A 26,341-nucleotide genomic window follows, 5' to 3' on the forward strand; every position below is an offset into this window, starting at 1 on the left:
GCATTAATAAATAGGGCTCATCATACGCAAAAAGCGGGAGAAGGATGACCTTCTGCCGCTTTTTTTCACAAAGTAAGACTGAAAATGTATAAGGATGATGCGCTTGCGGTTACAGCAGTGCCCGAACAGCAGAGATGGCAGCTTCATAGTCCGGATGCTCCGCCATTTCGCCGAGATATTCAACATAAGTCAGCTTGTCATTCTTGTCCACGACGAAGATGGAACGCATATCCAGACGGAATTCCTTGATCAGTACGCCGTAGGCTTGTCCGAAGGATGTTTCCTTGTGGTCAGAGAGTGTAATTACACTGTCAATGCCTGCAGCGCCGCACCAGCGTGCCTGAGCAAAAGGCAGGTCTGTGCTGATAGTGAGGATAACCACGTCATCGCCGAGACCGGCAGCCTCGCTGTTGAAGCGGCGGGTCTGTGCATCGCACACACCGGTGTCGAGGGAAGGCACAACGCTGATCAGCTTTATTTTGCCGGCATAATCACCGAGTGAAGCATCTTCCAGCAGATTTTTGCTTACAACGAATGCTGGTGCGGAATCTCCTGCCTTCAGTTCAGGTCCTACGAGAGTAATGGGATTGCCTTTAAAAGTAGCTACGCCTGTTCTTTCTTGCGTCATGTCCTTGTTTCCTCCTTGGATTGCAATATTGGATTGTTACTGCCACAATAAATTATAATCTTTTTAGAAGCTGAATGTCGAGCCGGACAAACATACATAAAAGGATGGGTGCTATGATTTTCATACGATACGAGAAGTGGAAAAGTTATCTCCGGTATTATCCGGTAACCTGTGTGCTGATTCTGGCCAATGTTCTGATGTTCATTGTACTGTCGCTGAATGGCGGCTCAACGAATCTGCAGACTCTCGTGAAGTTCGGGGCAACGGTAAATGTCGGACCAGAGAAAGAGGAGCTGTGGCGCTACGCTGCGGCCATGTTCCTGCATAACGGGTTTGCCCATCTGTTCTTTAACAGTTTCGCCCTGCTGGTATTTGCGCCTCCCCTGGAGCGGCTGATGGGCTGGTGGCGGTATGCGCTGCTGTATCTGGCCGGCGGGTTCCTTGCGAACCTTCTGGGGGTTGCCGTCAGCGGCCGCGGAGTAGTTGAGATCGGGATTGTCTCTGTAGGCGCCTCCGGTGCCATCTACGCCGTTTATGGCGCATTCCTCTACATTGCGTTGCTGCAAAGAACGATGATGGACGAGGGCTCGCGCAAGACGCTGTACGGCCTCCTGGTGATGGGGATTATTATGTCGTTTGCCACACCGCATGTAGATTATATGGCCCATATCGGCGGTCTGGTAGCCGGATTCTTCATTTACGGACTAATGATCCGCGTGTTCAAACGAAACCGACGATAAGAGAGGGTGTAGACGTGGAGCTTAGACAGCTGCAGTATTTTTTAAAGGTTGCCCAAAAGGAACATGTCACCAGAGCGGCGGAGGAGCTGCATGTCGCACAATCTGCAGTAAGCCGCCAGATCCATCAGCTTGAGCAGGAGCTTGGTGTAGATCTGTTCATGCAGAAAGGGAGGAACCTGCAGCTTACTCCCGTCGGACAGCTCTTTTGCAAAAGAGTAGAGTCTCTCCTTAATGAACTGGACCGTTCGGTGGCGGAGGTTCATGAATTCCTTGATCCGGAGCGCGGGGAGATCCGCATCGGCTTCCCGCATAGCCTCGGGACCCATCTCATTCCTTCCATTGTTGCGGAATTCCGCCGTCATTATCCGCATGTTAAATTCCGCTTTAAGCAGGGGGCATATCCGTCGTTAATTAAGGATGTGATTTCGGGTGAGGTGGACCTGGCCTTCATTTCTCCATTTCCGGAGAATGACGGGCATGTGGCCGGAGATATTGTAATGACTGAAGAGCTGTTCGCCATTCTGCCGCAGAATCATCCGCTGGCCGGAGAGGAAGTGATCCGGCTGGAACAGCTGCGGGAAGAGAAATTCGTCTTGTTCAGCCAAGGCTACTCGCTGCGGCCGATTGTATGGCAGGCTTGTCTGCAGGCGGGCTTCAAGCCGCAGATTGCTTTTGAAGGCGGGGAGACAGATACGATCCGCGGTCTGGTAGCTGCCGGGATGGGAGTAAGTCTGCTGCCGGAGATGGCGTTCTACCAGACCAATCCGATGCAGCCGGCGCAGGTCCGGGTCGTTGAACCCTCGGTTACAAGAACGGTGGGGCTGATTCACAGGGCGGACGGCAAGCTGCCGCTGGTGGCCCGTTCATTTCGTACCTTCCTGCTAACCTATTTCAAAGACAGACAGCAAAACAATACCCCGGTCGGCTCATAGCCTACCGGGGTATTGTTTGTAATTATCTAATGGTTCGCTCTTAGTCGCGGTTGCCCAGGAACATGAGGATCAGTCGGATAAGCTCGAGCAGCGATACCAATGCTGCTGCTACGTACGTGAGTGCTGCGGCATTCAGGACCTTGGCGACACCGCGTTCCTCTTCATTGCGGATGAAGCCTTGCTGGACCATGATCTGGCGTGCCCGGCTGCTGGCATTGAACTCAACGGGCAGCGTGACAAGCTGGAAAGCTACTGCGGCCGAGAAGAAAATGATCCCCAGACCAATAAGATTCAATGAGCTGAAAATAAAACCGGCCAGCAGCATAAAGGGTGCAACACCTGATGCGAAGTTAACGACCGGGAACATCCGGTGGCGGAGCGTCAGCATTGGATAATGTTCCTTATGCTGAATTGCATGGCCAATCTCGTGACAGGCGACGGAAACCGCTGCGATGGAGCTTTCATAATATACGGGCTCAGACAGCCGGACAACACGGTTGATCGGGTCGTAGTGGTCGGAGAGGGTACCCCGTACCGGTTCAATGGGTACATCGTACAGTCCGTTGGCGTCGAGCATACGGCGGGCGGCCTCATATCCGGTCAATCCATTCATGTTGGGCACCTTAGCCCATTTCTTGAAATTACCCTTGACCCTGAACTGCGCCCACACGGAGAAGATAAAAGCGATAATTAATAATAGATACATTAGGGGCATCATATGTCTCATTCCTCCACTTTAAGTTACAAGCTGTTACATTGGCGGCCCCTGCGTCAGCAGAAGCCGGATCGCTTCCATGCAGGCAACGCCTTGCGGAATTAATGCTGCTAATGCCCGGTTGGCCTGTCCGGGCTTCAAACCGCTGATTACCGGTTCAAGAGCCTTGACTTCGCGCTCAAGCTGCTGCATCTGAATCTCAAGCTGAACCAGTTTGCTCGAGACCTCGGCTTCCGGTGTAGCTGCATTCCATTTGCCCATCAGGGATTTGATTTCTTCCAATGTATATTTCTCCTGCTTTAGCTGATTAATACGTTGTAAATTGATCAAGGTTTCATGACTGTACAGCCGGTAGTTCTTCATGCTTCTTGATTCGGGTGTAATAAGTCCGAGCTTCGTATAATAATCAATGGTACGTTCACTCGTGCCGGCCGCCTTGGCCAGCTCACCAATCCGGTAAAGGGTCATATCTCCAAGTCATCTCACCTCGCTCGAAGCGGCAGGCTGTAATACAGCGATGTGCTCTGCTTCATTTATTATTCTTATAATTAATGATACCAAATCGCAAACCATACAGTCAAACGTCACACTTACTTAAAGTATATGCATTTAATTTCTGAAAGATTCGCTGTTTATTTATATGAGGTGATACCTTCTTTGCGGAGCGCGGGAGCAAAGATGTCCATAATGGTGGGGGTTCAGACAGGGCAGTGCGAGTTATATGTAACATGACATGTGATGTATTGACTTAAGAACCCTGAATATCATAGATATTATAATGAACTGCTTAGGAAAAGCGGTTAAACTTATTTTATATTGAAGATAAACAAGGCTGATGTCAGGAAAAATCCGGCGTGAAAAGGTATGTTTACTAACAGACATTAATAAAAATACATAATGAATAGTCTTAAATCTTACACGCAGTGTATACGCTTGCAACCTTGTCTGGTATAGAAGCTGGCGGTTTCTGCGGATTATCTGCGATATGGCGGGAGAATTGTCATACGGTGAATAAATCGTGAGCTTCCAATAATAAATTAAAACATTCAAAAAAATAGTCTTGTCAATTTCCCTGACTTCTGATTATAATGACATTAAGAGTTTCACGCTTTGTTAGAAAATATAACATTGGGGAGTGGGGTAAAGTATGAAAAAAAAGATGTTGATGATGTTCCTGGCCATGGTTACACTGATGATCTATCCGGTCAGCGCATTTGCAGCTGAGGGTCCGGCAACACCGGATCTGCAAATCGGACTTGACACTGCGTTTACGTTCCTGGCATTTATCCTTGTATTCTTTATGCAAGCCGGTTTTGCAATGCTTGAAGCAGGTTCAGTCCGGATGAAGAATGCAGGCCACGTTGCCGGTAAGACGGTATTGACACTGGCCATTGCAAGCTTGTGTTTCTGGGCTCTGGGCTTTGGTCTTGGCTTCGGTAACGGCAATAGCTTCTTCGGTACAACAGGCTTCTTCTACGGTGGAGATACAACGGCTTCCTCGTTCGAATCCCTGGCATTCTCCGATGTCACTCTAAATGTTAAGTTCCTGTTCCAAATGGCTTTCGCAGCGGTTTCTCTGGCGATCGTATCCGGTGGTATGGCGGAACGTGCGAAGCTGAGCGTATACATCATCTTCGGAATTCTCTTCTCAGTAGTGATCTATCCGGTTGTAGCACACTGGGTATGGGGCGGCGGCTGGCTGGCTGAGCTGGGCATGCAGGACTATGCAGGTTCCACGGTTGTCCATCTTACAGGTGCAACTGCAGCTGTTGTGGCAACAATCCTTCTTAAACCCCGTCTGGGCAAGTTCAATAAAGAAGGCAAACCGGTTATCATTCCTGGTCACAACCAGGTATTCACAGTACTCGGTGTTATCATTCTCTGGTTCGGCTGGTTTGGCTTCAACCCGGGTAGTGCATTGTCCCCGATGGGCGGATTCTTCGGCCACGTGGCACTGACAACGAACCTGGCTGCTGCGGCAGGCGGTCTGGCAGCACTGATTGCTTCCTGGCTGTACTTCGGTAAGTCGGATATTCCGGCAATGCTGAATGGTGTTCTGGCTGCACTCGTTGCGATCACTGGTGCCTGTGCATTTGTAGAACCTTGGGCAGCAATTCTTATCGGCTTTATCGCTGGTGCATTCACATTCATGACATCACAGTGGCTGGAACGTGCAGGACTTGACGATCCAATCTACGCTTTCTCTGTTCACGGTATTGCAGGAATGTGGGGAGCGATTTCTACAGGCTTGTTCGCAACACCTGAGCTTGTTGAAACTGTTGGTGTCGGTAAACCCGGTTTGTTCTACGGCGGCGGTGTACATCAGCTCGGAGTACAGGCGCTTGGTGTGATCGGAACCTTTGCTTTCGTAGCGGTGATGTCCTTCATTATCCTCTACGTGATGAAGATGGTTATCGGACTTCGTGTAACGGAAGAGGAAGAATTGATGGGTCTGGATATCAGTGAGCATGGTACTTACGGTTATCCTGAACAAATGAAACTGATTACAGAATCGGAATCCAAACCCTTGAAATAATTATATCTTCTACTCAATAGGGAGGCGGACCGAGTGGCTTCGATGGAGACAGCAGACTGGAACGAAGAAAGATACTTGTCCATCGTAACGGCCGGTTCGCCGCTGGAGCTTAAAACCAGGCGTACCGCTTGTCAAAAAGTACTTCTGGAGCAATTAAACGTTATTCCGGTTGAGGAATGGATGTGCCGGGTGAATGCAATGCATGATCAGATTGCACGAACGGCGGTACACATATGTGAGGCGCAGATGAAGGAGGCGGGCTATGGCCTGCCTCCCTGCGCCTATTCCTTTATTGTATTCGGCAGTGCAGGCAGACAGGAAGCTACACTGTGGAGTGATCAGGATAATGGCTTGATTGTAGAAGGAGAGCTGGATGGGCTCAAGAAAAGCTATTTCGAAGCCTTTGGAGCCATGTTGTCCGATGTGCTTGAAACTACAGGTTATGAGAAATGCGACGGCAAGGTGATGTGCTCCGAGCCTTTGTGGCGTAAAACACTGCCTGAATGGGAGCATCAGCTGGCGGGATGGATGGAGCAGCTGGAATGGGAACCTGTCCGTTACCTGATCATAGCTTCTGATATGCGCCATGTGGCCGGGAGCGTAGAATTGTCCGCGAAGTGGAAGGAAGCTTTTCATGCCGGTTTTGCAGACAATCACAAACTTACTATGGCTGTGCTGCGCAATACCGTGCGCCATAAGGCAACGCTTAATCTGTTAGGACAGGTACTCACGGAGCGGTTTGGCGATTATGCAGGCGGTTTTGATGTCAAATACGGTCTTTATATCCCGCTTGTCAATATTGTCAGGCATTTGTCGCTGCTGCACGGGATAAAGGATTCTTCGACGCTGAAGAGGCTTGAGCATTTGGCTGAACTGGACAAATACCAGCATCTTGAAGAAATCCGGCGGGCATTTCTGACAGCCTTGAAGATGCGTGTGAATACGCCTTATACGGTGGAGGACGGCTTGCTTGCAAGCAGTGATTACTATGCCGAGAATGATTTGAAGAATAAGCAGCTCAGAGCTGAGCTGCGGGAAAGTCTGCTGCTGGTCAGGCGTCTGCACAAGGCCCTGCAGCGTCAGCTCCGGTCCGCGGAAAGGAGACAGCCATGAAGGAGCCGAACAAAGGCGGAGGGTTCTGGAACAACCTGAGACAAGGCGGAATGCCATCCGCCATCGCTTCCATGAGAGGCGGAGAATCGGCGCAGCAAACCGCACAGCAGATGGCTTTTATCCGTTCTCTTATGCGTGAAAAACGGCGTCCGGAAGTGCTGCACACTCCGCTCTCTGAGCTGGAAACCGTTATATTTGATCTTGAGACTACCGGCTTCTCCCATCAGGGAGGGGATGAAATTATGTCCTTCGGGGCGATCCGTGTGGTAGGGGAAGAGATTAAGGAAGACGAATGTTTCTATACGCTGGTGAATTGCGGGACGGCTATTCCTGATAATATTACCAGGCTTACCGGGATTTCAGAGGAAATGACATCCAGTGCCCCGTCTTTGATTGACGGACTGCACAATTTCATGTCCTTTGTCGGCCAGAGAGTACTGGTAGCACATGGAAGTGCACATGATAAATCTTTTCTGAATGCCGCCTTATGGAAAACCTCCAAGGTGCAGCTGACCCACCGGGTACTGGATACGATGATGCTGGCCCGCTGGCTGGAGCCGCACCGCAGTAATTACACGCTGGATGAACTGCTGGCCATCCACGAGATCCCGATTGAAGGCCGTCATCATGCGCTGGAGGATGCCAAAATGACGGCGAAATTATGGGTAGCTTATCTCCGGCAGATTTCCCAGAAGAACCAGGTGGAGACACTGGGCGATCTGTACGCTTATCTAAGCAGGACTTAAGGGCACATGCTGTAAGGTAGGTGTCTGTGCAGTGCCGTTGCTGTCCGTACGCTGTATTAGGAAGCCGTTCAACAGCGGAGTACCGGTATGGGCGGTTCCCGGAGAGCCGATCAGGTATACCTTGAACTCAGGCCCCAGCGAAGTCAGGCCGTTAAGATCGGCAAGAGAAGGCCAAGGCGCAGCATGCGGATGGGAGTGGAAGAATCCGACAGGTGCGGGTTCACGGTATGCGGCTCTGATCCACTCTCCGGGATCAGGTACAAAAGAATGCAGCGGGTCAGGCGCTACGTTGCGTATCGGCACATAGTTGTCGATACACATGCCACCCGCTGCGGCAGCTCCCAGCAGGATTCCGCAGGCTTCCTGCGGATAACAGGACAGCAGATGCTTCCCCAGCATATGCTGTACGGAAGAGCTCAGTCTGATCGACTGGGGGATTCCCTGGCTAGCTGTCATATCTTCACCCCTCTCTCTTCATGGGATTTCGTCTTTGACGGAATCCTCTTTTTTTATTGCAAATAACGTTTGAAACTGCAGCAGGTGGGGGTACAATAGAGGAAAATCCTCTAAGCAAAGGAACTGACTCCTATGAAAGCAGTCCATAAACGGAATTTGACTGTTCTGGCCCTGATTGTTTTTCTGGCCGTTCTTGCCATAGAGCATAGAAGCAAGGCTGAACCGAATGCGGTCGCGGTCCTTCAACAGCAGGCGGAGCCGGAGACTGGTGCTTCCGCAGGCTTGAGAGCCCCTTCATTCATGCTGCAGGAAGGCGACAAACGGTATGAAGTCGGGGGAGCAAGGGAGAAAGCGGTAATGCTGAATTTCTGGGCCTCCTGGTGTGATCCCTGCCAGCAGGAAGCTCCGGAGCTGAACAAGCTGGCAATGAAATACAGCGATGTGCTGGATATTTACGGCATCAATGTTACCAGCCAGGATTATAAACCCAACGCAGAACGGTTCGTCAAAAAGTACATGCTGGCTTTTCCGGTAATGTATGATCTGAAAGGCCAGATTTTCGATAAATATAATGGAGCCGTATTCCCGACCAATGTACTAATTGACAAGAATGGTGTAATTAGCGAGATCATTCTGGGTGTCCTGACCGCTGAGGAATTGGAGCAGAAGATTATTGCCTTAACCGGCTCCTAAGCGGGGCCGGCAGCAAGGTGCTGCAAAGCCCCCCGGTGCGGATGTACTTCCGCACCGGAGGGCTTTTGCTTTTGAACAACCTATGGATAAAGGCAGTTAGTGATTGACTAAGCCTCTCGGTTCACTGCTGGCCTGGGTGCCATGATCCAGCGAAATCTGTCCGAGCAGGGCATAGCGCATAGAATCGACCAGTGCCTCCCAGCTCGCTTCAATCACGTTGCTGGAGACGCCTACTGTGCTCCAGGTGTCTCCGTAGTCTTTGGATTCAATGAGTACGCGAACCTTCGCTGCTGTCTGGTCCTGCTCGTCAAGCACCCGGACCTTATAGTCGGAGAGGTGCATATCCTTAAGCTGCGGGAAATACGTCTGCAGCGCCTTGCGCAGCGCGTTATCCAGCGCATTGACCGGACCATTGCCTTCCGCTGCAGTGTACAGGTTCTCGCCGCCGACCTTCAGTTTGACGAAGGCTTCAGAGACGACGGGGCGGCCGGCAGTTTTCTCTACCAGCATCTTGAACGACTCGAAGGTGAACAGCTCGTTCATCTCCCCGGTAGCTTCCCGGAGCAGCAGTTCAAGCGAGGCATCCGCCCCTTCGAACTGATATCCCTGATGCTCCAGGTCCTTGATCTTATCAATAACCTTGCGGGCCTGTTCGCTGCTTGGATCGAGACTGAGCCCCATCTCCTGGGCTTTGGACAGCACATTGCTCTGTCCTGCGAGTTCAGAGACAAGCACACGCTGTTTGTTGCCGACCAGCTCGGGAGCGATATGCTCATAGGTGCGCGAATCGCGCAGAATGGCCGAGACATGAATGCCGCCCTTATGGGCAAAAGCAGCGGTTCCGACATAAGGCTGGTTTACCGGCATGTTCACGTTGGCGACTTCGCTGATGAACCGGGCGGTGTTGGTTAATTGGGGTAACGAATCTCCCGGGATACAGTGATACCCCATCTTCAACTGCAGGGTTGGAATGATGGAGCACAGATTGGCGTTGCCGCAGCGTTCGCCGTAGCCGTTGATGGTTCCCTGGACCTGACGTACACCCGCACCGATTGCGCTTAAAGTGTTGGCTACCGCAAGCTCGCAATCGTTGTGTGTATGAATGCCCAGAGCAGCACCCGGAAGCTGGATGCCCATGCCGGAGACGATCTCCTGAATTTCATGCGGCAGGGTTCCGCCGTTAGTATCGCACATTACAAGCCAGTCGGCTCCGGCTTCGCGGGCACGGGCGAGTACGGCAGAAGCATATTCGGGGTTGTTCTTATACCCGTCGAAGAAATGCTCCGCATCGAAAATGACCTCCAGTCCCTGACGTTTCAGGTAGGAGATGGAGTCGCCGATCATAGCCAGGTTCTCTTCCAGTGTAGTCTGCAGCGCAGTATGGACATGGAAGTCCCATGACTTTCCGACCAGGGTCGCTGCCGGAACACCGGCATCAATCATTCTTTGCAGCCCGTCGTCGTGCTCCGCTACCGAATTCTTGCGGCGGGTGCTGCCGAAGGCTGTGATTTTGGCATTCAGATGGAGTTCCTGGACTCTTTTGAAAAATTCGATGTCTTTGCTGTTGCTTCCCGGATTGCCGCCTTCAATATAATGGACACCCAGATCGTCGAGTTTCCGGGCAATCTTCAGCTTGTCATCCGCCGACAGACTGATCCCTTCGCCTTGAGTGCCGTCGCGCAGGGTAGTATCGAAGATGGAGATAGACTTAGACATGAGTGTCCTCCTAAAAGTGTTGTTTGGCATAACTTCCTTGAAACCGCTTCGTGCAAAACTGGCCTCGGAAGCATTAGCTTAAGTTGTAGTTGTAGTTAGCATACACATATATGAAATTAATTTTTATATTATAGCATTTTTACGCGGGAAAGTAACAAAGAACTTTTCACTTAAACGCCACAAGAGGCTCTTCTGCAAGTTGACCTTCCGCAAGGTGAAGAGGTATGCTGAAAATAACAATGGAACCCTGAAGATAAGAAGGTAGATACCATGCAGAATGTGGATCAATATTATCCGGCAAGCGGCAGGGTTATTCTACATGTGGATATGAATGCCTTTTACTGCTCGGTGCATGAGGCGGAGGATCCGGAGCAGTATAAAGGTAAAGCGACGGCCGTTGCCGGGAGCGTGGAGTCCAGACGGGGGATCATCGTCACTTGCTCCTACGCCGCACGCAGGCTGGGCATCTCAACCGGCATGCAGGTGCAGAAGGCGCTGCGTATCTGTCCATCCTTAATCCTTATTAAGCCGGACTTTCATTTATACCGCAAGTACTCGAATGCATTTATGCAGATTGCTTACAGCTATACTCCGCTGCTTGAAGCGGTATCGATAGACGAATGTTATCTGGATATTACCGGTTCGCGCCAATTCGGCACCCCTCCGCAGATTGCCGAGACGCTGCAGCGGCGTATTATGGAAGAGCTGGGTCTGCCCTGCTCCATCGGGATTGCCCCCAATAAGCTGCTGGCGAAGATTGCCTCTGATCTCAAAAAGCCGAATGGCATATCCGTGCTGCGGCTGCGCGATGTGCCGTCCATTCTATGGAACAAACCCTGCAACGAGATGTTCGGAATCGGCAGCAAGACGGCCGAGAAGCTGAAGAAGCTGGGTATTTACAGCATTGGACAGCTGGCGGCAGCGGATGAGGCGATGCTGGTCGGACATTTTGGCGTGATGGGCTCATGGCTGAAGCGGGCCGGCAACGGGATCGATCACGGGGTAGTGAACCCTGAGCGGGAACAGAGCAAGTCCATCGGCCACACGACTACACTGCCGCGGGATGTGGTGGGGCTGGCGGAGGCGCGTCCAATCCTGCTGAATCTCAGCGATCAGGTGGCGCGGCGGCTGCGGAAGCAGGGTCTGGTCGCTGCGGGAGTGCAGCTTACGATCCGTACACCGGATATGAAGACGATTACCCGTTCGCGCCAGCTTGAGGCACCTACAGAGAGCGCTGAAGACATCTATAAGGCTGCCCTGGACCAGTTCGCGCGCCACTGGAAGGCCGACAAGCCGGTGAGGCTTCTGGGGGTGACCCTTCAGGGGCTGACGCTCAAGGAGGATTCCGCAATTCAGCTGGATCTGTTCGATTACGAACGGCAGCCGAAGAAGGAATCGCTGAATAAGGCGATGGATATGCTGCGCAACAAGTTCGGTGAGAATGCGGTGCTGACAGCAGGGATGCTCACCGACAGCCACTCGGCGCGGCTGCGCAATCACAAGGAGCGGGGGACTTCACTGCAGAAGGACAATCTTAGCGGCGCGGACCGGGATACCGACTGAAATCTTCGTGATCCGGTGCAGCCCAGCGGCAGCTGGATTATGGGGCAATAATGTAAACACATTGAAAATTCATTGAAATTGTATTCTATTTATATTAATATGAGAAAAATAACAGACTGCTACTGCAGGCTGTATTGTTTAATCGGGAGGCAGAGATAAAATGGCTAAGTACACTTGGGTCGAAAAAGATACATGCATCGCTTGTGGTGCTTGTGGCGCGACGGCCCCTGATATTTTTGATTACGATGACGAAGGTTTGGCAGAAGTGATCTACGAGAATGACGGTAACCACGGGAATGTAGTGATTCCGGACGACTTGTTCGATGACCTGCAGGATTCAGCGGATGGATGCCCTACAGACTCCATCAAGATCGCGGATGCGCCGTTCAACAAAGAAGGCTAAGTCCGGACTTCAATTCATCAGTACCTAATGTAAGGATCGGATATAGGGTGAAACTTATATTTGATCCTTACATTAACATAAAGGCATCTCCTGACCGTGATAAATGCGGCTTGAGATGTCTTTTTTTAATGTCCTGACCGATATAAAATATAAATAAAACTAAGATTGAATCATAGATCCCCGGAGGCCAATGTGAAAAATTCGCAGCATCTTAAAGCATATGTGCAGATGCATCCTGATAACAAGATGGCATGGTACTTGCTCGGTAAGGAATACTATAAGAACGGTCAGCAGGGAAAAGCCAATTACTGCTTCAACCAGGCCGGCGAAGTGTATGAAGCTTTTGAGCACAGCAAGGTGCCGGCCGATATGCTGAAGCAATATGAGGATGGGCTGCTGCAATCAGCCCGGGAACGCCAGGCAGGCAAACTGCGGAAACGCCGTGTGCTACTGGCCTTCATGCTGCTGCTGCTGTTGCTGATTCCGGCTGCAGTGGCACCGGGGGCCAGCCAGGAAAGCTCTGACGCACCGGACGAGGAGAATGCGGCTGTTGCCCTGACTGAGCTGCCGGCGTCAGATGAAGAAGAGACTCCGGCAGTTCAGCCAAGCCTGTCCTTCACCGCTGTCGGGGCAGATGCCGTCTCCGGCGGCCAGGGACTGGCGGGTATCCTGCAGAAGGCACAAACGCCTTCCGCCACGGCGATGCTGAGCATGAAGCAGGCGGGTAAGTGGCTGGTGTGGAACAAGAAGCTTCCGCTGGCGGCTACGCTTGCCAAGAGTGAGGACGGACGCGTAGTGTACCAGTCCTATAACCCGGCTGCATGTGTCTGCCAGCCGCCTGATCCGGCGGATATCAAGAAGCAGGCGGGACTGTGGCAGGAGAAGCAGGAGGAGCTTGCCGTGCTCTGGAGTGCCATGAGGGCCTATAAGACGAGCAAAGGAGCCCTTCCCGGTTCACTGCAGGAGCTGGTGAAGCCTTTTCCGGCCAATTGGCTGGGCGGCACGACACCGCTCATGAAGGAAGAGTTCAGTCCGCTCCGCGGGGCAGCAGCGGGACTTGCTGCAGTGCCAAGCCCTTCTCCGCAGCCTGCCGTAACACCGGCCGCCGGTTCACCGGGGCAAGGTCAGACAAGCGGGGGCGGTCCTGAGGCGGGCAGCGGAGCCGGCGGGGCAGGAAGCCCCTTTTTTACAGAACCGCTCATGATTATTGTTGATAAACAAAAACACCGTCTGGCAGTAACCAGCGGCAGTATTATTCTGCGGAACTATGCAGTCGGATTGGGCGGGGAGAAGACGCCTGAGGGTAGCTTCGTAATCCGGGATAAAGTGGTCAATCCGAATGGACATGATAACGGTGAATTCGGCAGCCGGGGCATGCAGCTCTCGGACAGTAATTATGCGATACACGGTACGAATGAACCGGAAAGCATCGGGAAGGATGAATCACTGGGCTGTATCCGGATGAGCCGGAAGGATGTGGAGGAGCTGTTCGCGATGGTGCCGATGGGCACGAAAGTGCAGATTAGTAAAGGGGTCCTGCCTGAGGAGCTAGTCGTGCCGGAGGACCGGTTCCCTTCGGATGCGCCCCCAAATCAGACCAACCCCCATAAGGTCTACCATTGGTTGAATTAGTTCCCTGCTACGATAAACAAAACAACAATGAGAAGAACCAGCAGTACCAGACTTGCACTGATCCATAGGATTGCCTTGCGGTTAACTTCTTCTTTCTTCTGCTGCAGTGTAGGAGGTTTGCGTTTAGTTGACATATTGTCATCCTTCTTTCTCTCTTTATCTGTGATTACCCTTACATTGTAATGCGTTTACAAGAAAATTACTATACTCTGAGGGACACGCTGGAACAATCGCTGCGGCAAAAAACTTTTCTTTTCACCCGGAAACGGATAAAATTAAGAAGAAACCTATAGATACGGGAGTCGCCCTGCGATTTGTGGTTCCCTTGAAGGAGCGAGAACGGTGCTGTATCGACATTTTGGTAAACCAATTTTCTTTAAAATGGACCCGGAGAAGGCGCACCATCTCGTCATAGGCGGACTAAATAAAGCGAATTTAGTTCCCGGCGGAAGTGCGGCGATGCGCCTCATGTACGGTGTTCCTGAGACTGCTGATCTGGCAGTGGATCTGTTTGGGGTGCATTTCCCGACACCGGTAGGCTTAGCTGCAGGACTGGATAAGAATGCTGAAGCGGTAGGAGGCTTCTCTTCAATCGGCTTCGGATTTATGGAAGTGGGCACAGTGACGCCGCTGGGCCAGCCGGGCAATGACAGCCCGCGGTTATTCCGCCTATTGCCTGACAAGGCGCTGATTAACCGGATGGGCTTCAACAATGAAGGCGCAGCGGCCATGGCTGAGCGCCTGAAGGGGATGAAGAAGCGCAGGATTCCGGTTGCGGTCAATATCGGGCGCAACAAGACCACCCCGAATGAATTGGCGCATGAGGATTACCGCCAGTGTATCCGTACGCTATATCCGTACGGTGATTTTTTTGTGGTCAATATCAGCTCGCCGAATACGCCGGATCTCCGGAGTCTACAGCACGGCAGTGAGCTCTCGAACCTGCTTAGCCAGGTGAAGGAAGAGATGGAGCTGCAGCGGGTGAAGACCGGAGAAGCCAAAGGGCTGCTGGTGAAGATCGCTCCCGATGTCAGCGACGCCGAGCTGGAATATATGGTACATACAATCACAGAGGCTGGAATGGACGGCGTGATTGCCACCAATACGACACTCGTCCGTGAAGGGCTGAAGAGTGACAAAGCCGGTGAAACGGGAGGACTCAGCGGCCAGCCGCTGCGTGACCGCTCCACAGAGATTATCCGCAGAATCTACAGCCAGACCGGCGGCAAGCTGCCGATTATCGGCTCGGGCGGGATTTTTACAGCCCAGGATGCTTATGACAAAATCCGGGCAGGCGCAAGCCTGGTCGAAATTTATACAGCACTCATCTATGAAGGACCGGAGGTTAACCGCAAAGTGCATGCCGGATTACGGCAGCTGCTGCGGCGGGACGGTTTCCGGGGGCTCCTAGAAGCGGTGGGCGCTGATCATCACTGAAGGATGAATGGACAGGAGGACAAGGCGATGGACGTCAGGGACTGGGGAACTTTTCTACTTCCATATGAACAGACTGTGGAGGAATTGAAGGTTAAATTTAAAACAATGCGTTCGGAACTCAAGAAAAGAGAAGAATATACACCGATTGAGTTCGTAACCGGACGTGTAAAACGGCTGTCGAGCATACTCGAAAAGGCTAAGCGGTTAAACGTGAAGATGGAGGATCTGGAAACGGGCATTGAGGATATCGCCGGCATTCGCATTATGTGCCAATTCGTCGAGGATATCCGCAGAGTGGCGGAGTACATCCGCGCCCGCAAGGACCTTGAAGTGTTATATGAGAAGGATTACATCACCAATTACAAGGAAAGCGGGTACCGCAGCTTCCATATGATTATCAGATACCCGGTACAGACTGCGCTCGGGCAAAAAATTGTACTGGCCGAAATTCAGATCCGCACGCTGGCGATGAACTTCTGGGCGACCATTGAGCATTCGCTGAATTATAAATACCGGGAGAGCCTGCCGGATGAAATGCGCGTCCGCCTGAAGACAGCAGCGGAAGCGGCATCGATCCTGGACAGCGAGATGTCCAGTATCCGTGAAGAGATTCTGGAAGCCCAGAAGACCTTCGAGGAGAACTCGAATACAACGACTCAGCTGCTCAAAGCCATCCATCAGCTGTATTTCTATCACCTCGTGAATGAAGCGATTGAGTGCCAGGAGCGGTTCAATGCCATCTGGCAGGTGCAGGATATGGATGCTATGCGGGAGCTGCTGGATCATGTGCGGGAGCTGCTCTCGAATGCCAAGAAGGGCAGCCAGCCGGATGGCCTATGAGCCGCTGTACCTGGAGTATCTGATCTATTTCAACCGGGACAGGGATTACTTCGAATGTCATGAGGTGCTTGAGGAGCTATGGCTGGAACAGCAGCGCGACCCGCTCTACAAAGCATTGCTGCAGGTAGCGGTCGGGCTGTATCATTTCCGTAACGCCAATGTCCGCGGCGGACGGATCATGCTGAGGCAGTCCTATGAAGCGCTGCGCAATTACCCTGCGGTAACGCTGGGAATTGATCTGGCGAAGCTGGTTCAGGAAGTGGGAGAGTATGCCGCCCGGCTTGAAGCTTATGAAGAGCAGCCGTTTCCCTATTATGATCTGACGATCCGTATTGTTGACCCTGTGCTGGAAGAAGCGACGGGAATGACTGCGCAGTCTCTTAAGCCGCAGCTTCCCCAGCGCCGGGGGCCGCAGCGGCCGGATAGACCCAGGCATAGAGCAGAATGACTATAGCAAGGCAACATTAGGAGCACCCGCAGGGGTGTTCCTTGATTATTTGAGCAGGAGGACGGCATCATGGCGGCACAACTGCCCGGGCTTTTCATGGAGCGCATGAAAGAATTGCTGGGAACTGAATACGATCAATTTGTGGATACATATAAGCAGTCCCCCTACGGAGGAATCCGCGTAAATACGCTGAAAATTACTGTGGACGAGCTGCGCGGACGATCCCCTTTCGGGCTAGAGCCTATTCCCTGGTGCCCTACCGGTTTCTATACCGGAGAGGGAGCCAGACCCGGCAAACACCCGTATTATCATGCCGGGTTATACTATATCCAGGAGCCCAGTGCCATGGCACCCGTCGAATTGCTTGGCGTTCAGCCGGGTGACCGGGTACTGGATCTGTGTGCCGCGCCCGGCGGCAAATCCACGCAGATTGCCGCCAAGCTGCAAGGCGAAGGTCTGCTGGTTACCAACGACCTGCATCCGGAACGGACGAAGGCACTTGCCAAGAATCTGGAGCTGTACGGAGTGCGTAACGGAATTGTACTGAATGAGAGCCCGGAGCGGATTGCAGCCGCATTCCCCGGGTTCTTCGACCGGATACTGATTGACGCGCCTTGCTCCGGTGAAGGCATGTTCCGCAAGGACGAGGATATGGTCAAGCAGTGGGAACCGGAAACTCCGGCCAAATATGCCGGTATGCAGCGGGAGATCCTTGCGGCGGCAGCGGCAGCGCTGAAGCCGGGCGGAACGGTCGTGTACTCGACATGTACCTTCGCCTTGGAGGAGAATGAAGAGATGATTGACGGCTTCTTATCCGGTCATCCGCAGTTCTCGCTGGTACCGGTGGGTGGCAGCGGTTCTTTTGCTGCCGGATTAGGTCCATTGCCGGGAGCTGCGCGGCTGTGGCCGCATAAGGTAATGGGCGAAGGACACTTCATGGCTGTGCTGCGGCATGACGGAAGTCCTGATATAGCCGGAGAGGCAGATATAGAGGCAAGAGCAGACCTCATAGAAGCAAAGGCAGACCTCATAGAAGCAGAGGCAGACTTCAAAGAGGCGACCGTATCCGTTTCTCCGCGTAACCAGGATACCAGGTTCGCTTCCCCTGCCAAAGCTTCGGCAGGCAAAGCTGAGAACGGGCGTGGAGGTAAGGGCGGACGGGGGCCTGGCAAAACTGGAGCTGCTGCCGGACGGCAGGTCCAGGGAACCGGGGAAGAAGCATCGCTTGTGGTGTATGCTGATTTTATTCAGGAGCTGCTCGGGACGATGCCCGCCGGATATCCGGTATGGTTCGGAGATCACTTGTATATCTCGCCGTTGCCGCGCAAAGCGCTGGACGGACTGAAGACGATCCGCCCGGGCTGGTATGTCGGACATATGAAGAGCAGCCGATTTATCCCCGGGCATCCGCTGGCAACAGCCTTGCATCCTGCGGAGAGCAGCCGAAGTGTGTCGCTGTCCAGTGCAAGCGGTGAAGCTGTCTCCTACCTGAAGGGAGAGACCTTGTCGATTCCGGAGGAACGTCTGTCCATTAAGGCCGGTCATGCCTCCAAGGGTTACATGCTCGTCTGTATTGACGGCTTCAGCGCAGGCTGGGGCAAGTGGCAGGACGGTATGCTGAAGAACGAATATCCCGCAGGCTGGAGGTGGACATAGATTATGAGTGGAGCAGGAAATACGAATAAGAAGCAGCGGATCGATAAAGTATTGTCCCATATGGGCATTGGCTCACGCAGCGATATCCGCAAGCAGGCGAAGCAGGGGCTGATTACGGTGAATGGCGCTGTCGTCAAAGACAGCGGATTTCATGTAGACCCCTATCTTGACAGGGTAGTGGTCAATGGTGAGCCGGTTCTCTACCGTGAATACATCTATCTGATGATGAATAAACCGCCGGGCGTCCTGTCCGCGACTGAGGACAAACGCGACCGGACGGTTCTGGATCTGCTTAAAGCTGAGCATGCGCTGTTCGAGCCGTTCCCGGTGGGACGGCTGGATAAGGATACTGTGGGCCTCTTGCTGCTTACGAACGACGGCAAGCTGGCTCATGAGCTGCTGTCCCCGCGCAAGCATGTACCCAAAACCTATGAAGCTACGGTCGAAGGTGAGGTCGATGCGGCGGATGTGGCCGCTTTTGCAGCCGGGGTGGAGCTGGAGGATGGGTATGTGACACTTCCGGCAAGCCTGAGGATTCTGAGCAGAGAAAGAGGCAGCAAGGTGCTGTCGTATATCTCGCTCACGATCACGGAAGGCAAATTCCATCAGGTGAAGCGGATGTTCGTGGCGGTGGGGAAGAAGGTTGTCTTCCTGAAGCGCGTATCGATGGGGGAGCTGAAGCTGGATGAGAGCCTGCCGCTTGGCGCCTGCCGGGAGCTGACTGCTGGAGAGCTGGAGCTGCTGCGCGGGGGCGGAGCGGAGGAATAAGCTGGCGGGAATAAGTGATGGAGCGGCGCATCCAGCACATGAAGAGCGGACCTGGCAGATTGCCAGATCCTAAATGGTGGAAGGCTAATACAACTTCGGCGGACCGCCAGGGCTTGCATGCAGTAAAGTTGAAACGACTGTACGCCAGACCGTAGCGGATATTAGCTAGCTAGTACAACATCAGAACTGAAAAAGTGAGTGTATTCAACAACGCTGCTTTTGATGTGCTCCGTCCAAATGAAAATTCAGAGATAGTTGTATAATGTACAATTAAAAACAGCGAAAAGGGATGCTTACGTCTTATAACTGTATTCTGTACAACTAAATCTGCCCAAATGGGTGAAAACCAAGGCGCAATGGCAGTTTAATTGTACGAAATACAACTAAACAGAGAAATGGTTGTAAATCAGACGTTTTAGTTGTACAAAGTACAATTAAGCATACTGCATACCGTATTCGGATCACTGCAATGGCTCGCTTACCGTACCTCCGAGACTCACGCACTATTCAGCCGATTTTGGGCAGCTGTGCGGGTGAAGGATTTACACAACCTTTGATATAAACGGAATCGTAGCTGATGGGGTACAGGTAAGCTTTTGATATAAAGTATGTGCAGCAGATTATACAGAGAAATAAGGATGGTGGAGTATGAAATACAAGCTGATAGCACTTGATGTGGATGGAACGCTGCTGAACGATGATCATCACTTAAGTGACGAGAATAAAGCGGCCATTGCCGAGGTTACCCGCCAGGGCGGCCAGATCGTATTGTGTACAGGACGCAGCCCGCAGAATTCGATTCCGTTCATGGAAGAGATGGGCTTGTCGGGGTATGTGCTGGGGCATAACGGAGCGGTGACGGTGAGTGTGAAGGACCGCAAAGTACTGCACCAATATGGAATGGATGCCAGGGGGCTCGATCCGTATATCGCGTATTGCCGCGAACATGATATCCATTTCGACGTTAACACTGCATTCGATATGTATGTCGACAATGTCGAGAACTTGACCAAGGAAGCTAACTTCATGTACGAGCATTTCCGGATTATGCCTGCATCTCTGCCGGCCTGGGAGGATTTCCGCGAACCGATTGTGAAATTCACCGTGTTCACGCAATCTGATATTCTGGATGAAGCACAACGGGAGTGGTCTACCTGGGGAGAGCAGTACAATATTCTGCGCAGCGGAGAGTTCTTCGTGGACTTCATGCACCCGGAAGCCTCCAAAGGCAATGCCCTGAAGAACCTGGCCACAGAGCTGGGCATTCCCCAGGAGCAGGTCCTGTCGATTGGCAATTATTATAATGATATCTCTATGCTGACGTACGCCGGTCTGGGTGTTGCTATGGACAACTCACCGCTTGAGGTCAAAGCAGCAGCAGATGCGGTTACCGGAACGAATAATGAAAATGGTGTGCGCGATGCGCTGGTGAAATATTGCCTGTCTTCCTGACTTCTGTCTTGATTGGCCCCGGCGGTGTACTAAGTGGAAATACGTCATCTAATTATGCGGAAATCTCCGGACACAGGGCAGCAGTTGGAAAAAAGACACTTAATTCCACTCCCTCTGGAGAATATCGGGAATATGGGCGGAATTAGTGACGATAATCCACTTATTATTGGCAAAGCAGCAGAGACGGAATAGTTAAGTGTTGAAAATCCAACTATTCCCACAGCCCGGGCTGCTTCACAGCATTTGGGATCAGTGAAGCTTGCAGAAGACGAAGACTCACATAAAGCATGGTTCAGTGCCTTGGCGGCTCTGTGCTGTGCTTTTTTTGTGGAGTTCCGTTCAGATAAAAATGCAGATAAAAATGCAAATAAAAAGTGAAAATAAAAAGTGTAAATAAAAAGCGCAAAAAAGCAGCCTTGCCGATCCTGAAAGGAACGGCCGGGCCGCTTGTGTCTATACGCTATGCTGCTTAAGCGGAATTAGACAAACAACGAACGGGAAATGATAACGAGCAATATGAAGAGCACCAAAATCGCACCGGTCGATGTGAAGCCTGGAACTGCACCCATGTCTGATTCCTCCCTTGACTCATGTCTGTTCCCATTGCCGCGTTAGTAGTTCAGCGGAGCTCCATGGGATAATGACATCATATGCGTAAGGAGGTTTCCTGAACTGGTCAGCAGCCTAAACCTCATCAATATGGGCTTTCAGAATCCGCAGGCCCTTGGGCAGATGATTCTTCAACTGGCCGGAGCTGGCTTTGCCCCAGCCTACGGACAAGCCATCCACGCTAACCAGCGTCCAGCCATGCAGGCTGGCCGGAACGGGCAGACTCTCTCCGCGCAGCCAGGCCTGAATTTCCGGACCCCCGGCAGGCATATCATAGCTCCGCGCCGCCTGATCCGGTCTCAGCGCCATGGCCAGAGCGTGGGCGGGTTCAATCCGGTTTTTCTTCAAGTGGGCAATATGCAGTCCGGCACGCGGAACCTTAAGGCCGTCGAGCAGGCCGGTGTGCAGCCGGTCATTGAATGCTTCGGGCAGCAGATACAGGGATTCACCGAAGAGAAGCGGTACGCCGCTTCCGGCAAACCCGGGCAGTTCTACCGACGACCAGCTCATAAACTGCTGGTAGGCATCCCGGAGCGAGGAGCTTACTTTCGGACTGGTCTTGCCGCGGTCTCCGCGTTTGCTGCGGCCCTGACGCTGTGCAGGTTCGGTATCTTCCTCTGCAGCTGCCTTGCGCAGCAGGGCTACGAAATGCCCTTCTCCTTTTTCCAAATGAGGCCACAGCCGTTTCGTAACGATCAGCTCCATATCGGGATAGCTCTGTATGAAGTGTTCGATCGTCTCTTCGTTTTCTTTGCGGTTAAAGGTGCAGGTCGAGTAAGCCATACTGCCGCCCGGCTTCAGCATCAGGTAGGCATCCTGCAATATATCCCACTGTCTGGCAACACACATCTCCACATGCTTCGGTGACCATTCGCTTACGGCAGCAGGATCTTTGCGGAACATTCCTTCACCGGAGCAAGGCGCATCAAGCATAATCCGGTCAAAGACTTCAGGGAACCGCTTGGAGAGTTCCCCCGGGGTTGCCGAGGTGACAAGCGCGTTAGCTATCCCAAGCCGCTCTACATTTTCTGCGAGTATTTTGGCCCGTTCCGGATGTATTTCATTGGATATAAGCAAGCCCTGTCCTTGCATCAGCGCGGCAATATGGGTAGTTTTGCCTCCCGGTGCGGCAGCCAGATCGAGTACAGTCTCCCCGGGAAGCGGTCCAAGCAGCTCAGCTGCGGACATTGCCGAGGGCTCCTGAATATAATATAGTCCGGCGGTATGATAAGGATGTCTTCCCGGCCGTGCAGGCTCTTCATAATAAAATCCTGCCGGACACCAAGGTACCGGCGACAGGCTAAATTGGGATATTGCTTGTTCCGCTGCGGCGCGGCCCGGATCTGAAATGCCTTTTAAACCATTGAACCGCAGACCCTGGGTCCGCCGTGCATGATAGCTCTCCAGAAAAGCGTCTGCCGTATCCCCCAGCATCTCTCTAATGTCAGCGGTGTAAGCGGCAGGCAGCCGTTCTTCATTCATACTTCATTCTCCTCTAGTCAAAATCCAAGATAAGTAAAGCTGTCATCTTAGTTGCTGTTTCAGGTAGTTACCGATAAAATCAAAGTATGGACCTTAGCGTACCTGTAATTGTACTTCTACATATACACAACTATATCATAATTGCCGGGTCTCACCGTAATCAGGGCAATTGTAAAGGGAGATGTACCTTATGAACTTGCTGCAAGCGCTATTCTTCCCGCCGGAGCAGCCCGGTGGTGTATCTTCTATGATCCCTTATCTGCAGGAACGCTTCCGGTCCAGCCGCTGGGAGATGGATTTGTTCTGGCTGCCCAAACGGATCCGGGGCAAGGGACGCGAAGAAATTGTCTTTGAAACCTTTGACTGGACGCAATATGGCGAAAGTCCGGTTGTGCAAAAATATATCCAAACCTACCGCGATTATATTTGGTGGACGAAGCTGCGGATGAGCAAAAGCTATGATCTGATCCATGCCCATCACCCGATTGCCGGGCTGGCGATGAAAAGAATATATCCGGAAATTCCTTTAATTCAAACGCTGCACTCCAGCTATGAACGCGAGCTGATTCTGAATGGAGCCATCCAGGAGGGCGGCCTGGAGCATCAGTTTCTGGTCTCAATTTACCGGGAGCTGGAGCATGTCAGCGACAGGCTGATGACGGTTTCGCGCGCTTTTGCCGAATATTTAACTCCTTATATAGATCATCCTGCGAGCATCGGTGTTATTCCCAACGGGTTCGACGAGAAGAGATTCAAGCCTGTGCCGCATGACAATGATATTCCGCAGCTGGTCACTGTTACCCGTCTGGTACCGGCCAAAGGGATAGATACACTGTTCAAGGCTTGTGCCGAGCTCAAAAAGCGGGGTCATGAATATGTGCTGCATATTATCGGGGATGGACCGAGCCGGGCGGAGCTGGAGCAGCTGGCGCAGGACCTGGGAATTTATAATGAAACGATCTTTTACGGCTATACGCTGCATCCGGAGGAATTCATGCCGTTCTTTGATATTTTTGTCCTCCCTTCGCGGGCGGAAGCGTTCGGGTCAGTCTTTGCGGAAGCTGCACTCAGCTGCCTTGCACTTGTCGGAACGAATGTCGGCGGGATTCCCGAGCAGATTGAAGATGGCGTCAACGGGCTGCTGGTGAATCCGGATGATGAGCTGGGCCTGGCGGATGCCCTTGAGAAAGTGATCAGTGATCCCGGCTACCGTTATGAGCTGTCCCGTTCGGCCTGGGATAAGGCCAAGAGCCTCTATTCCCTGACCCGGGTAGCCAATGAACTGAAGAAGACTTACCTGCAGTTTCAGCCGGGAATGAAAGGGTGAGGTTATGATTCCTTTTCGATTCCTGCATGCTGCGGATCTGCATCTGGATAGCCGCTTTGCTGGTCTTGCCCATCTTCCGCAGGCCATACGCTCCTATCTCCGGGAGTCCACCTTCGCCGCCCTCGGGCGGCTTGTTGGCGTAGCTATAGAGCAAAAGGTAGATTTCATTGTCATCAGCGGCGATGTCTATGATGTCTCCGATGCCTCTCTCCAGGGTCAGCTCCGGTTCCGGGAAGCGCTGGAGGAACTCGGGCGGCACGGGATTCAGGTGTTCCTGATTCACGGAAATCATGATCCGCTGGACGGGCCGCGTCTGGCAGCGGCACCGCCTGATCACGTTACAGTGTTCGGCGGCAGCGAACCGGAACAGGCTATCGCCCGCCGCAGAGAGGACGGCAGGGAGGTAGCCGTGATCAGCGGGATCTCCTATCCGACTGCCAAAGTGACTGAGAATACGGCGCTGCGGTTTAACCGTCAACCGGGCAGCAGCCTGTTCCACATTGCGCTGCTGCACGGCAATGTGGACGGGAATCTCCAGCATGAGACGTACTCTCCCTGCAGCCGCAAGGATCTGATCGGGAGAGGCTACGACTATTGGGCGCTGGGGCATATTCATAAACGCAGTATTCTGCATGATCGTCCGCCGATTGTCTATCCGGGAAATATACAGGGGCGGAGCATCAAGGAAACCGGCCCTAAAGGCTGCTATACCGTCCACGTGGATGCAGAAGGTGCTGCGTCGCTGACCTTCCATGAACTGGACAGTGTGCGCTGGCAGGTCCGTGAGATCCCGGTGGAGGGTCTGGCAGATGAGGCTGAGTGGACGAGGGCCGTTGAGAATGCGGTTGAAGACATCCGGGCAGAAACACCGCAGCTGATGTCTGTCGTAAGGTTCCGTCTGACCGGGCGGGGTGCTATACATAAAGTGCTGACGGAGAAGGGGGCTGCGGAGGATCTGCTCGCTGAGCTGCAGCGGAGGGAAACGGTCCGTGCGGAACGTAAGGAGTATGCAGGTCTCGTATGGACCGAAGGCTTCGCTATTGAAACGGGACTGGCGATTGACCGGACCCGTCTGCTGCTGGAGGACAGCTTCCTCGGCGAAATGCTGCGGCTTGCCGGACGGAGCGGCGGGAACGAGCAGGAGCTGGAGGAACTGATCTCTACCGCGCTAAGGCCGCTAATGGAGAATCAGGAGCTGCGCAAGCTGCTCATGTCAACAGGGAGCGAAGAGAAGCGGGACTGGCTAAGCAGTGCTGCGGAGCTGGGCATTGTGCTGCTGAGCGGAGTGGAGGAGCAAGCCGGTGTGCCGCAGAGTCCTGCGGCAGGAGAAGAGGTTCTGTCTGCCCGGGCCAGCGGGCCCTTGGAAAGAGACGGAGCCGGCGGATCAGCGGTGAGTAAGGCGATGCCGGAGGAAGAGGGCAGTGACGGGGAAGCGGCGGACCTGACTGTATGGCGAGAGCGGGGGGATGCTGAATGAAAATTGAGTCTTTGCGGATTGACGGCTATGGCCGTCTGGCCCGGCGGGAGATGAAGCTGAATGAGGGGGTCACTGTGCTCTTCGGGCGTAATGAAGCCGGCAAAAGCACTACCCTGCAGTTTATCCGCGCGATGCTATACGGCATCCCGGGCCGGGCGTATCCTGCCGAGCGGTATGAGCCGCTGCAAGGAGGAACACATGGCGGGGTGCTGAATGCGCGTGACGATACAGGCGCTCTCTGGACGATCCGCCGGTTTGCTTCCGGCGGTGAAGGTCCGGGAAGAGGTGAGAAGCTGCAGGTTACGCTTAGCCATCCGGATGGAACCACAGAGGAGCTGCAGCAGGCTGAGCTGGAGCGCCGCCTGCTGGGCGGCATCTCGCGGAGTATGTTCCGCCAGCTGTTCGCCGTCTCGCTGGACGAGCTGCAGGAGCTTGGCGCGCTGCAGTCCGGTGAGATGAGCAGCTACCTGTTCCATGCCGGGATGGGCGGCGGCGGTGAGATTATGCGGGCGGAGAAACGCCTGGTCCAGGATGCCGAGAAGCTCTATAAGCCACGGGGCAAGGTGCAGGATGCCGCCAAGATTCTGCAGTCTATTGAGAAGCTGGAACGGGAGGTAGCGGAGAGCCGTTCCTATCTGCCCAGATATAATGAGAATACCCTGGCTCTGGAAGCGGTAGAGCAGAAGCTGTTACAGATGAAAGATAGCCGGGAAACCGCTTCAGACCAGCTGCTTAAGCTGCGGAAGGCGCAGGAAATCCGCGAGCTGTGGCTGAAATGGTCTGAAGCCCGGCTTGAGCTGGCAGAGCTTCCGCAGATCGATGCGTTCCCTGAAGCTGGAGTGGACCGCTGGAAGGCATTGGAGGGTGATCTGCGGGGGTTGCAGGGCGCGGCGTTCCGCCTGGAACGGCTGCAGGCAGAGCTTGCGGCTGAGCTTGCCGCGAATCCGCCTGATCCCCTGCTGGAGCAGCAGG

General features: G+C 53.1%; 26 protein-coding genes. 18 read left to right on the forward strand and 8 right to left on the reverse strand.

Annotated features, from left to right (window positions below; translation table 11 throughout):
* Positions 1–109: 109 nt before the first annotated feature.
* The gene (gene tpx / locus QW71_RS15170) at positions 110–628 is read right to left on the reverse strand and encodes a thiol peroxidase (protein ID WP_039299724.1); all 519 of its coding nucleotides are present in this window, start codon (positions 626–628) and stop codon (positions 110–112) included.
* 113 nt (positions 629–741) lie between these two features.
* Here tpx and QW71_RS15175 point away from each other — a divergent pair, with 113 nt between their 5' ends.
* Entirely contained in the window at positions 742–1,368 is a 627-nt protein-coding gene (locus QW71_RS15175; protein WP_039299735.1) for a rhomboid family intramembrane serine protease, read from the forward strand.
* A 14-nt stretch (positions 1,369–1,382) separates the two neighbouring features.
* On the forward strand, positions 1,383–2,300 hold the full coding sequence (locus QW71_RS15180) for a LysR family transcriptional regulator (protein ID WP_039299738.1): 918 nt from the start codon (positions 1,383–1,385) through the stop codon (positions 2,298–2,300).
* A gap of 40 nt (positions 2,301–2,340) precedes the next feature.
* Here QW71_RS15180 and QW71_RS15185 read toward each other — a convergent pair whose 3' ends face one another.
* Together QW71_RS15185 and QW71_RS15190 are read right to left on the reverse strand one after the other, a co-directional pair.
* Positions 2,341–3,018 carry a zinc metallopeptidase gene (locus QW71_RS15185; protein WP_371916272.1) on the reverse strand — a complete coding sequence of 226 codons (678 nt, stop codon included), beginning with the start codon at positions 3,016–3,018 and terminating at the stop codon, positions 2,341–2,343.
* 33 nt (positions 3,019–3,051) lie between these two features.
* Positions 3,052–3,483, reverse strand: a complete 432-nt coding sequence (locus QW71_RS15190; RefSeq protein ID WP_039299741.1) for a MerR family transcriptional regulator — start codon at positions 3,481–3,483, stop codon at positions 3,052–3,054.
* 679 nt (positions 3,484–4,162) lie between these two features.
* Between QW71_RS15190 and QW71_RS15195 the strand changes: the two genes are divergently transcribed.
* The 3 genes from QW71_RS15195 to QW71_RS15205 are packed head-to-tail and all read left to right on the forward strand — an operon-like array spanning position 4,163 to position 7,410.
* Positions 4,163–5,551, forward strand: coding sequence for an ammonium transporter (locus tag QW71_RS15195; protein ID WP_039299744.1), 1,389 nt, complete (start codon positions 4,163–4,165; stop codon positions 5,549–5,551).
* Positions 5,552–5,593: 42 nt separating this feature from the next.
* The gene (locus QW71_RS15200) at positions 5,594–6,664 is read left to right on the forward strand and encodes a DUF294 nucleotidyltransferase-like domain-containing protein (protein ID WP_039299811.1); all 1,071 of its coding nucleotides are present in this window, start codon (positions 5,594–5,596) and stop codon (positions 6,662–6,664) included.
* Complete coding sequence (locus QW71_RS15205) at positions 6,661–7,410, forward strand: exonuclease domain-containing protein (protein WP_039299746.1); 750 nt, start codon at positions 6,661–6,663, stop codon at positions 7,408–7,410. Before QW71_RS15200 ends, QW71_RS15205 begins: the two co-directional genes overlap by 4 nt.
* Here the strand turns inward: QW71_RS15205 and QW71_RS38035 are convergent.
* On the reverse strand, positions 7,396–7,866 hold the full coding sequence (locus tag QW71_RS38035; protein WP_052770044.1) for a Mov34/MPN/PAD-1 family protein: 471 nt from the start codon (positions 7,864–7,866) through the stop codon (positions 7,396–7,398). The two genes, QW71_RS15205 and QW71_RS38035, sit on opposite strands and share 15 nt — an antisense overlap.
* 132 nt (positions 7,867–7,998) lie before the next feature.
* Here QW71_RS38035 and QW71_RS15215 point away from each other — a divergent pair, with 132 nt between their 5' ends.
* Positions 7,999–8,559 (forward strand): TlpA disulfide reductase family protein, encoded by a 561-nt coding sequence (locus QW71_RS15215; RefSeq protein WP_039299755.1) that lies wholly within the window; start codon positions 7,999–8,001, stop codon positions 8,557–8,559.
* Positions 8,560–8,655: 96 nt separating this feature from the next.
* Here the strand turns inward: QW71_RS15215 and cimA are convergent, their stop codons facing one another.
* On the reverse strand, positions 8,656–10,275 hold the full coding sequence (gene cimA / locus QW71_RS15220) for a citramalate synthase (RefSeq protein WP_039299757.1): 1,620 nt from the start codon (positions 10,273–10,275) through the stop codon (positions 8,656–8,658).
* 270 nt (positions 10,276–10,545) lie between these two features.
* Between cimA and QW71_RS15225 the strand changes: the two genes are divergently transcribed.
* The 3 genes from QW71_RS15225 to QW71_RS15235 all read left to right on the forward strand — a co-directional run bounded on the left by QW71_RS15225 (position 10,546) and on the right by QW71_RS15235 (position 13,873).
* The gene (locus QW71_RS15225; RefSeq protein WP_039299758.1) at positions 10,546–11,838 is read left to right on the forward strand and encodes a DNA polymerase IV; all 1,293 of its coding nucleotides are present in this window, start codon (positions 10,546–10,548) and stop codon (positions 11,836–11,838) included.
* Between the two features lie 160 nt (positions 11,839–11,998).
* The gene (locus tag QW71_RS15230; RefSeq protein WP_036702186.1) at positions 11,999–12,241 is read left to right on the forward strand and encodes a ferredoxin; all 243 of its coding nucleotides are present in this window, start codon (positions 11,999–12,001) and stop codon (positions 12,239–12,241) included.
* A gap of 192 nt (positions 12,242–12,433) precedes the next feature.
* A complete protein-coding gene (locus tag QW71_RS15235; RefSeq protein ID WP_039299768.1) occupies positions 12,434–13,873 on the forward strand; it encodes a L,D-transpeptidase in 1,440 nt (479 codons plus the stop codon).
* On the opposite strand, the gene QW71_RS40950 is transcribed toward QW71_RS15235, so the two are convergent.
* Positions 13,870–14,007 (reverse strand): hypothetical protein, encoded by a 138-nt coding sequence (locus tag QW71_RS40950; RefSeq protein ID WP_167549535.1) that lies wholly within the window; start codon positions 14,005–14,007, stop codon positions 13,870–13,872. The genes QW71_RS15235 and QW71_RS40950 overlap by 4 nt on opposite strands.
* 208 nt (positions 14,008–14,215) lie before the next feature.
* Here QW71_RS40950 and QW71_RS15240 point away from each other — a divergent pair, with 208 nt between their 5' ends.
* From QW71_RS15240 to QW71_RS15265, 6 genes are all read left to right on the forward strand, one after another.
* Positions 14,216–15,310: a quinone-dependent dihydroorotate dehydrogenase gene (locus QW71_RS15240; protein ID WP_039299773.1), complete on the forward strand. Its 1,095-nt coding sequence runs from the start codon at positions 14,216–14,218 to the stop codon at positions 15,308–15,310.
* A gap of 27 nt (positions 15,311–15,337) precedes the next feature.
* A complete protein-coding gene (locus QW71_RS15245) occupies positions 15,338–16,150 on the forward strand; it encodes a GTP pyrophosphokinase family protein (protein WP_039299775.1) in 813 nt (270 codons plus the stop codon).
* Positions 16,116–16,598, forward strand: a complete 483-nt coding sequence (locus tag QW71_RS15250) for a DUF309 domain-containing protein (RefSeq protein ID WP_306766043.1) — start codon at positions 16,116–16,118, stop codon at positions 16,596–16,598. Before QW71_RS15245 ends, QW71_RS15250 begins: the two co-directional genes overlap by 35 nt.
* Before the next feature lie 69 nt (positions 16,599–16,667).
* Complete coding sequence (locus QW71_RS15255; protein ID WP_039299781.1) at positions 16,668–18,254, forward strand: RsmB/NOP family class I SAM-dependent RNA methyltransferase; 1,587 nt, start codon at positions 16,668–16,670, stop codon at positions 18,252–18,254.
* A gap of 3 nt (positions 18,255–18,257) precedes the next feature.
* Positions 18,258–19,022 carry a pseudouridine synthase gene (locus QW71_RS15260; RefSeq protein ID WP_039299784.1) on the forward strand — a complete coding sequence of 255 codons (765 nt, stop codon included), beginning with the start codon at positions 18,258–18,260 and terminating at the stop codon, positions 19,020–19,022.
* Between the two features lie 648 nt (positions 19,023–19,670).
* Positions 19,671–20,474, forward strand: coding sequence for a Cof-type HAD-IIB family hydrolase (locus tag QW71_RS15265; protein WP_039299787.1), 804 nt, complete (start codon positions 19,671–19,673; stop codon positions 20,472–20,474).
* A 479-nt stretch (positions 20,475–20,953) separates the two neighbouring features.
* On the opposite strand, the gene QW71_RS40955 is transcribed toward QW71_RS15265, so the two are convergent.
* Both QW71_RS40955 and QW71_RS15270 read right to left on the reverse strand, forming a co-directional pair.
* Positions 20,954–21,043 carry a sporulation protein YjcZ gene (locus QW71_RS40955; protein WP_197073075.1) on the reverse strand — a complete coding sequence of 30 codons (90 nt, stop codon included), beginning with the start codon at positions 21,041–21,043 and terminating at the stop codon, positions 20,954–20,956.
* A gap of 115 nt (positions 21,044–21,158) precedes the next feature.
* Entirely contained in the window at positions 21,159–22,565 is a 1,407-nt protein-coding gene (locus QW71_RS15270; RefSeq protein WP_039299790.1) for an RsmB/NOP family class I SAM-dependent RNA methyltransferase, read from the reverse strand.
* A 190-nt stretch (positions 22,566–22,755) separates the two neighbouring features.
* Between QW71_RS15270 and QW71_RS15275 the strand changes: the two genes are divergently transcribed.
* The 3 genes from QW71_RS15275 to QW71_RS15285 all read left to right on the forward strand — a co-directional run.
* On the forward strand, positions 22,756–23,892 hold the full coding sequence (locus QW71_RS15275) for a glycosyltransferase family 4 protein (RefSeq protein ID WP_039299792.1): 1,137 nt from the start codon (positions 22,756–22,758) through the stop codon (positions 23,890–23,892).
* A gap of 4 nt (positions 23,893–23,896) precedes the next feature.
* Positions 23,897–25,369: a DNA repair exonuclease gene (locus QW71_RS15280; protein WP_083442560.1), complete on the forward strand. Its 1,473-nt coding sequence runs from the start codon at positions 23,897–23,899 to the stop codon at positions 25,367–25,369.
* Positions 25,366–26,341: AAA family ATPase (locus QW71_RS15285; protein ID WP_039299794.1), on the forward strand; the 976-nt coding region annotated here is incomplete at its 3' end. The genes QW71_RS15280 and QW71_RS15285, both read left to right, overlap by 4 nt.

The sequence above is a fragment of the Paenibacillus sp. IHB B 3415 genome (genome assembly GCF_000802655.2).
GTDB lineage: Bacteria > Bacillota > Bacilli > Paenibacillales > Paenibacillaceae > Paenibacillus_AQ > Paenibacillus_AQ phytohabitans.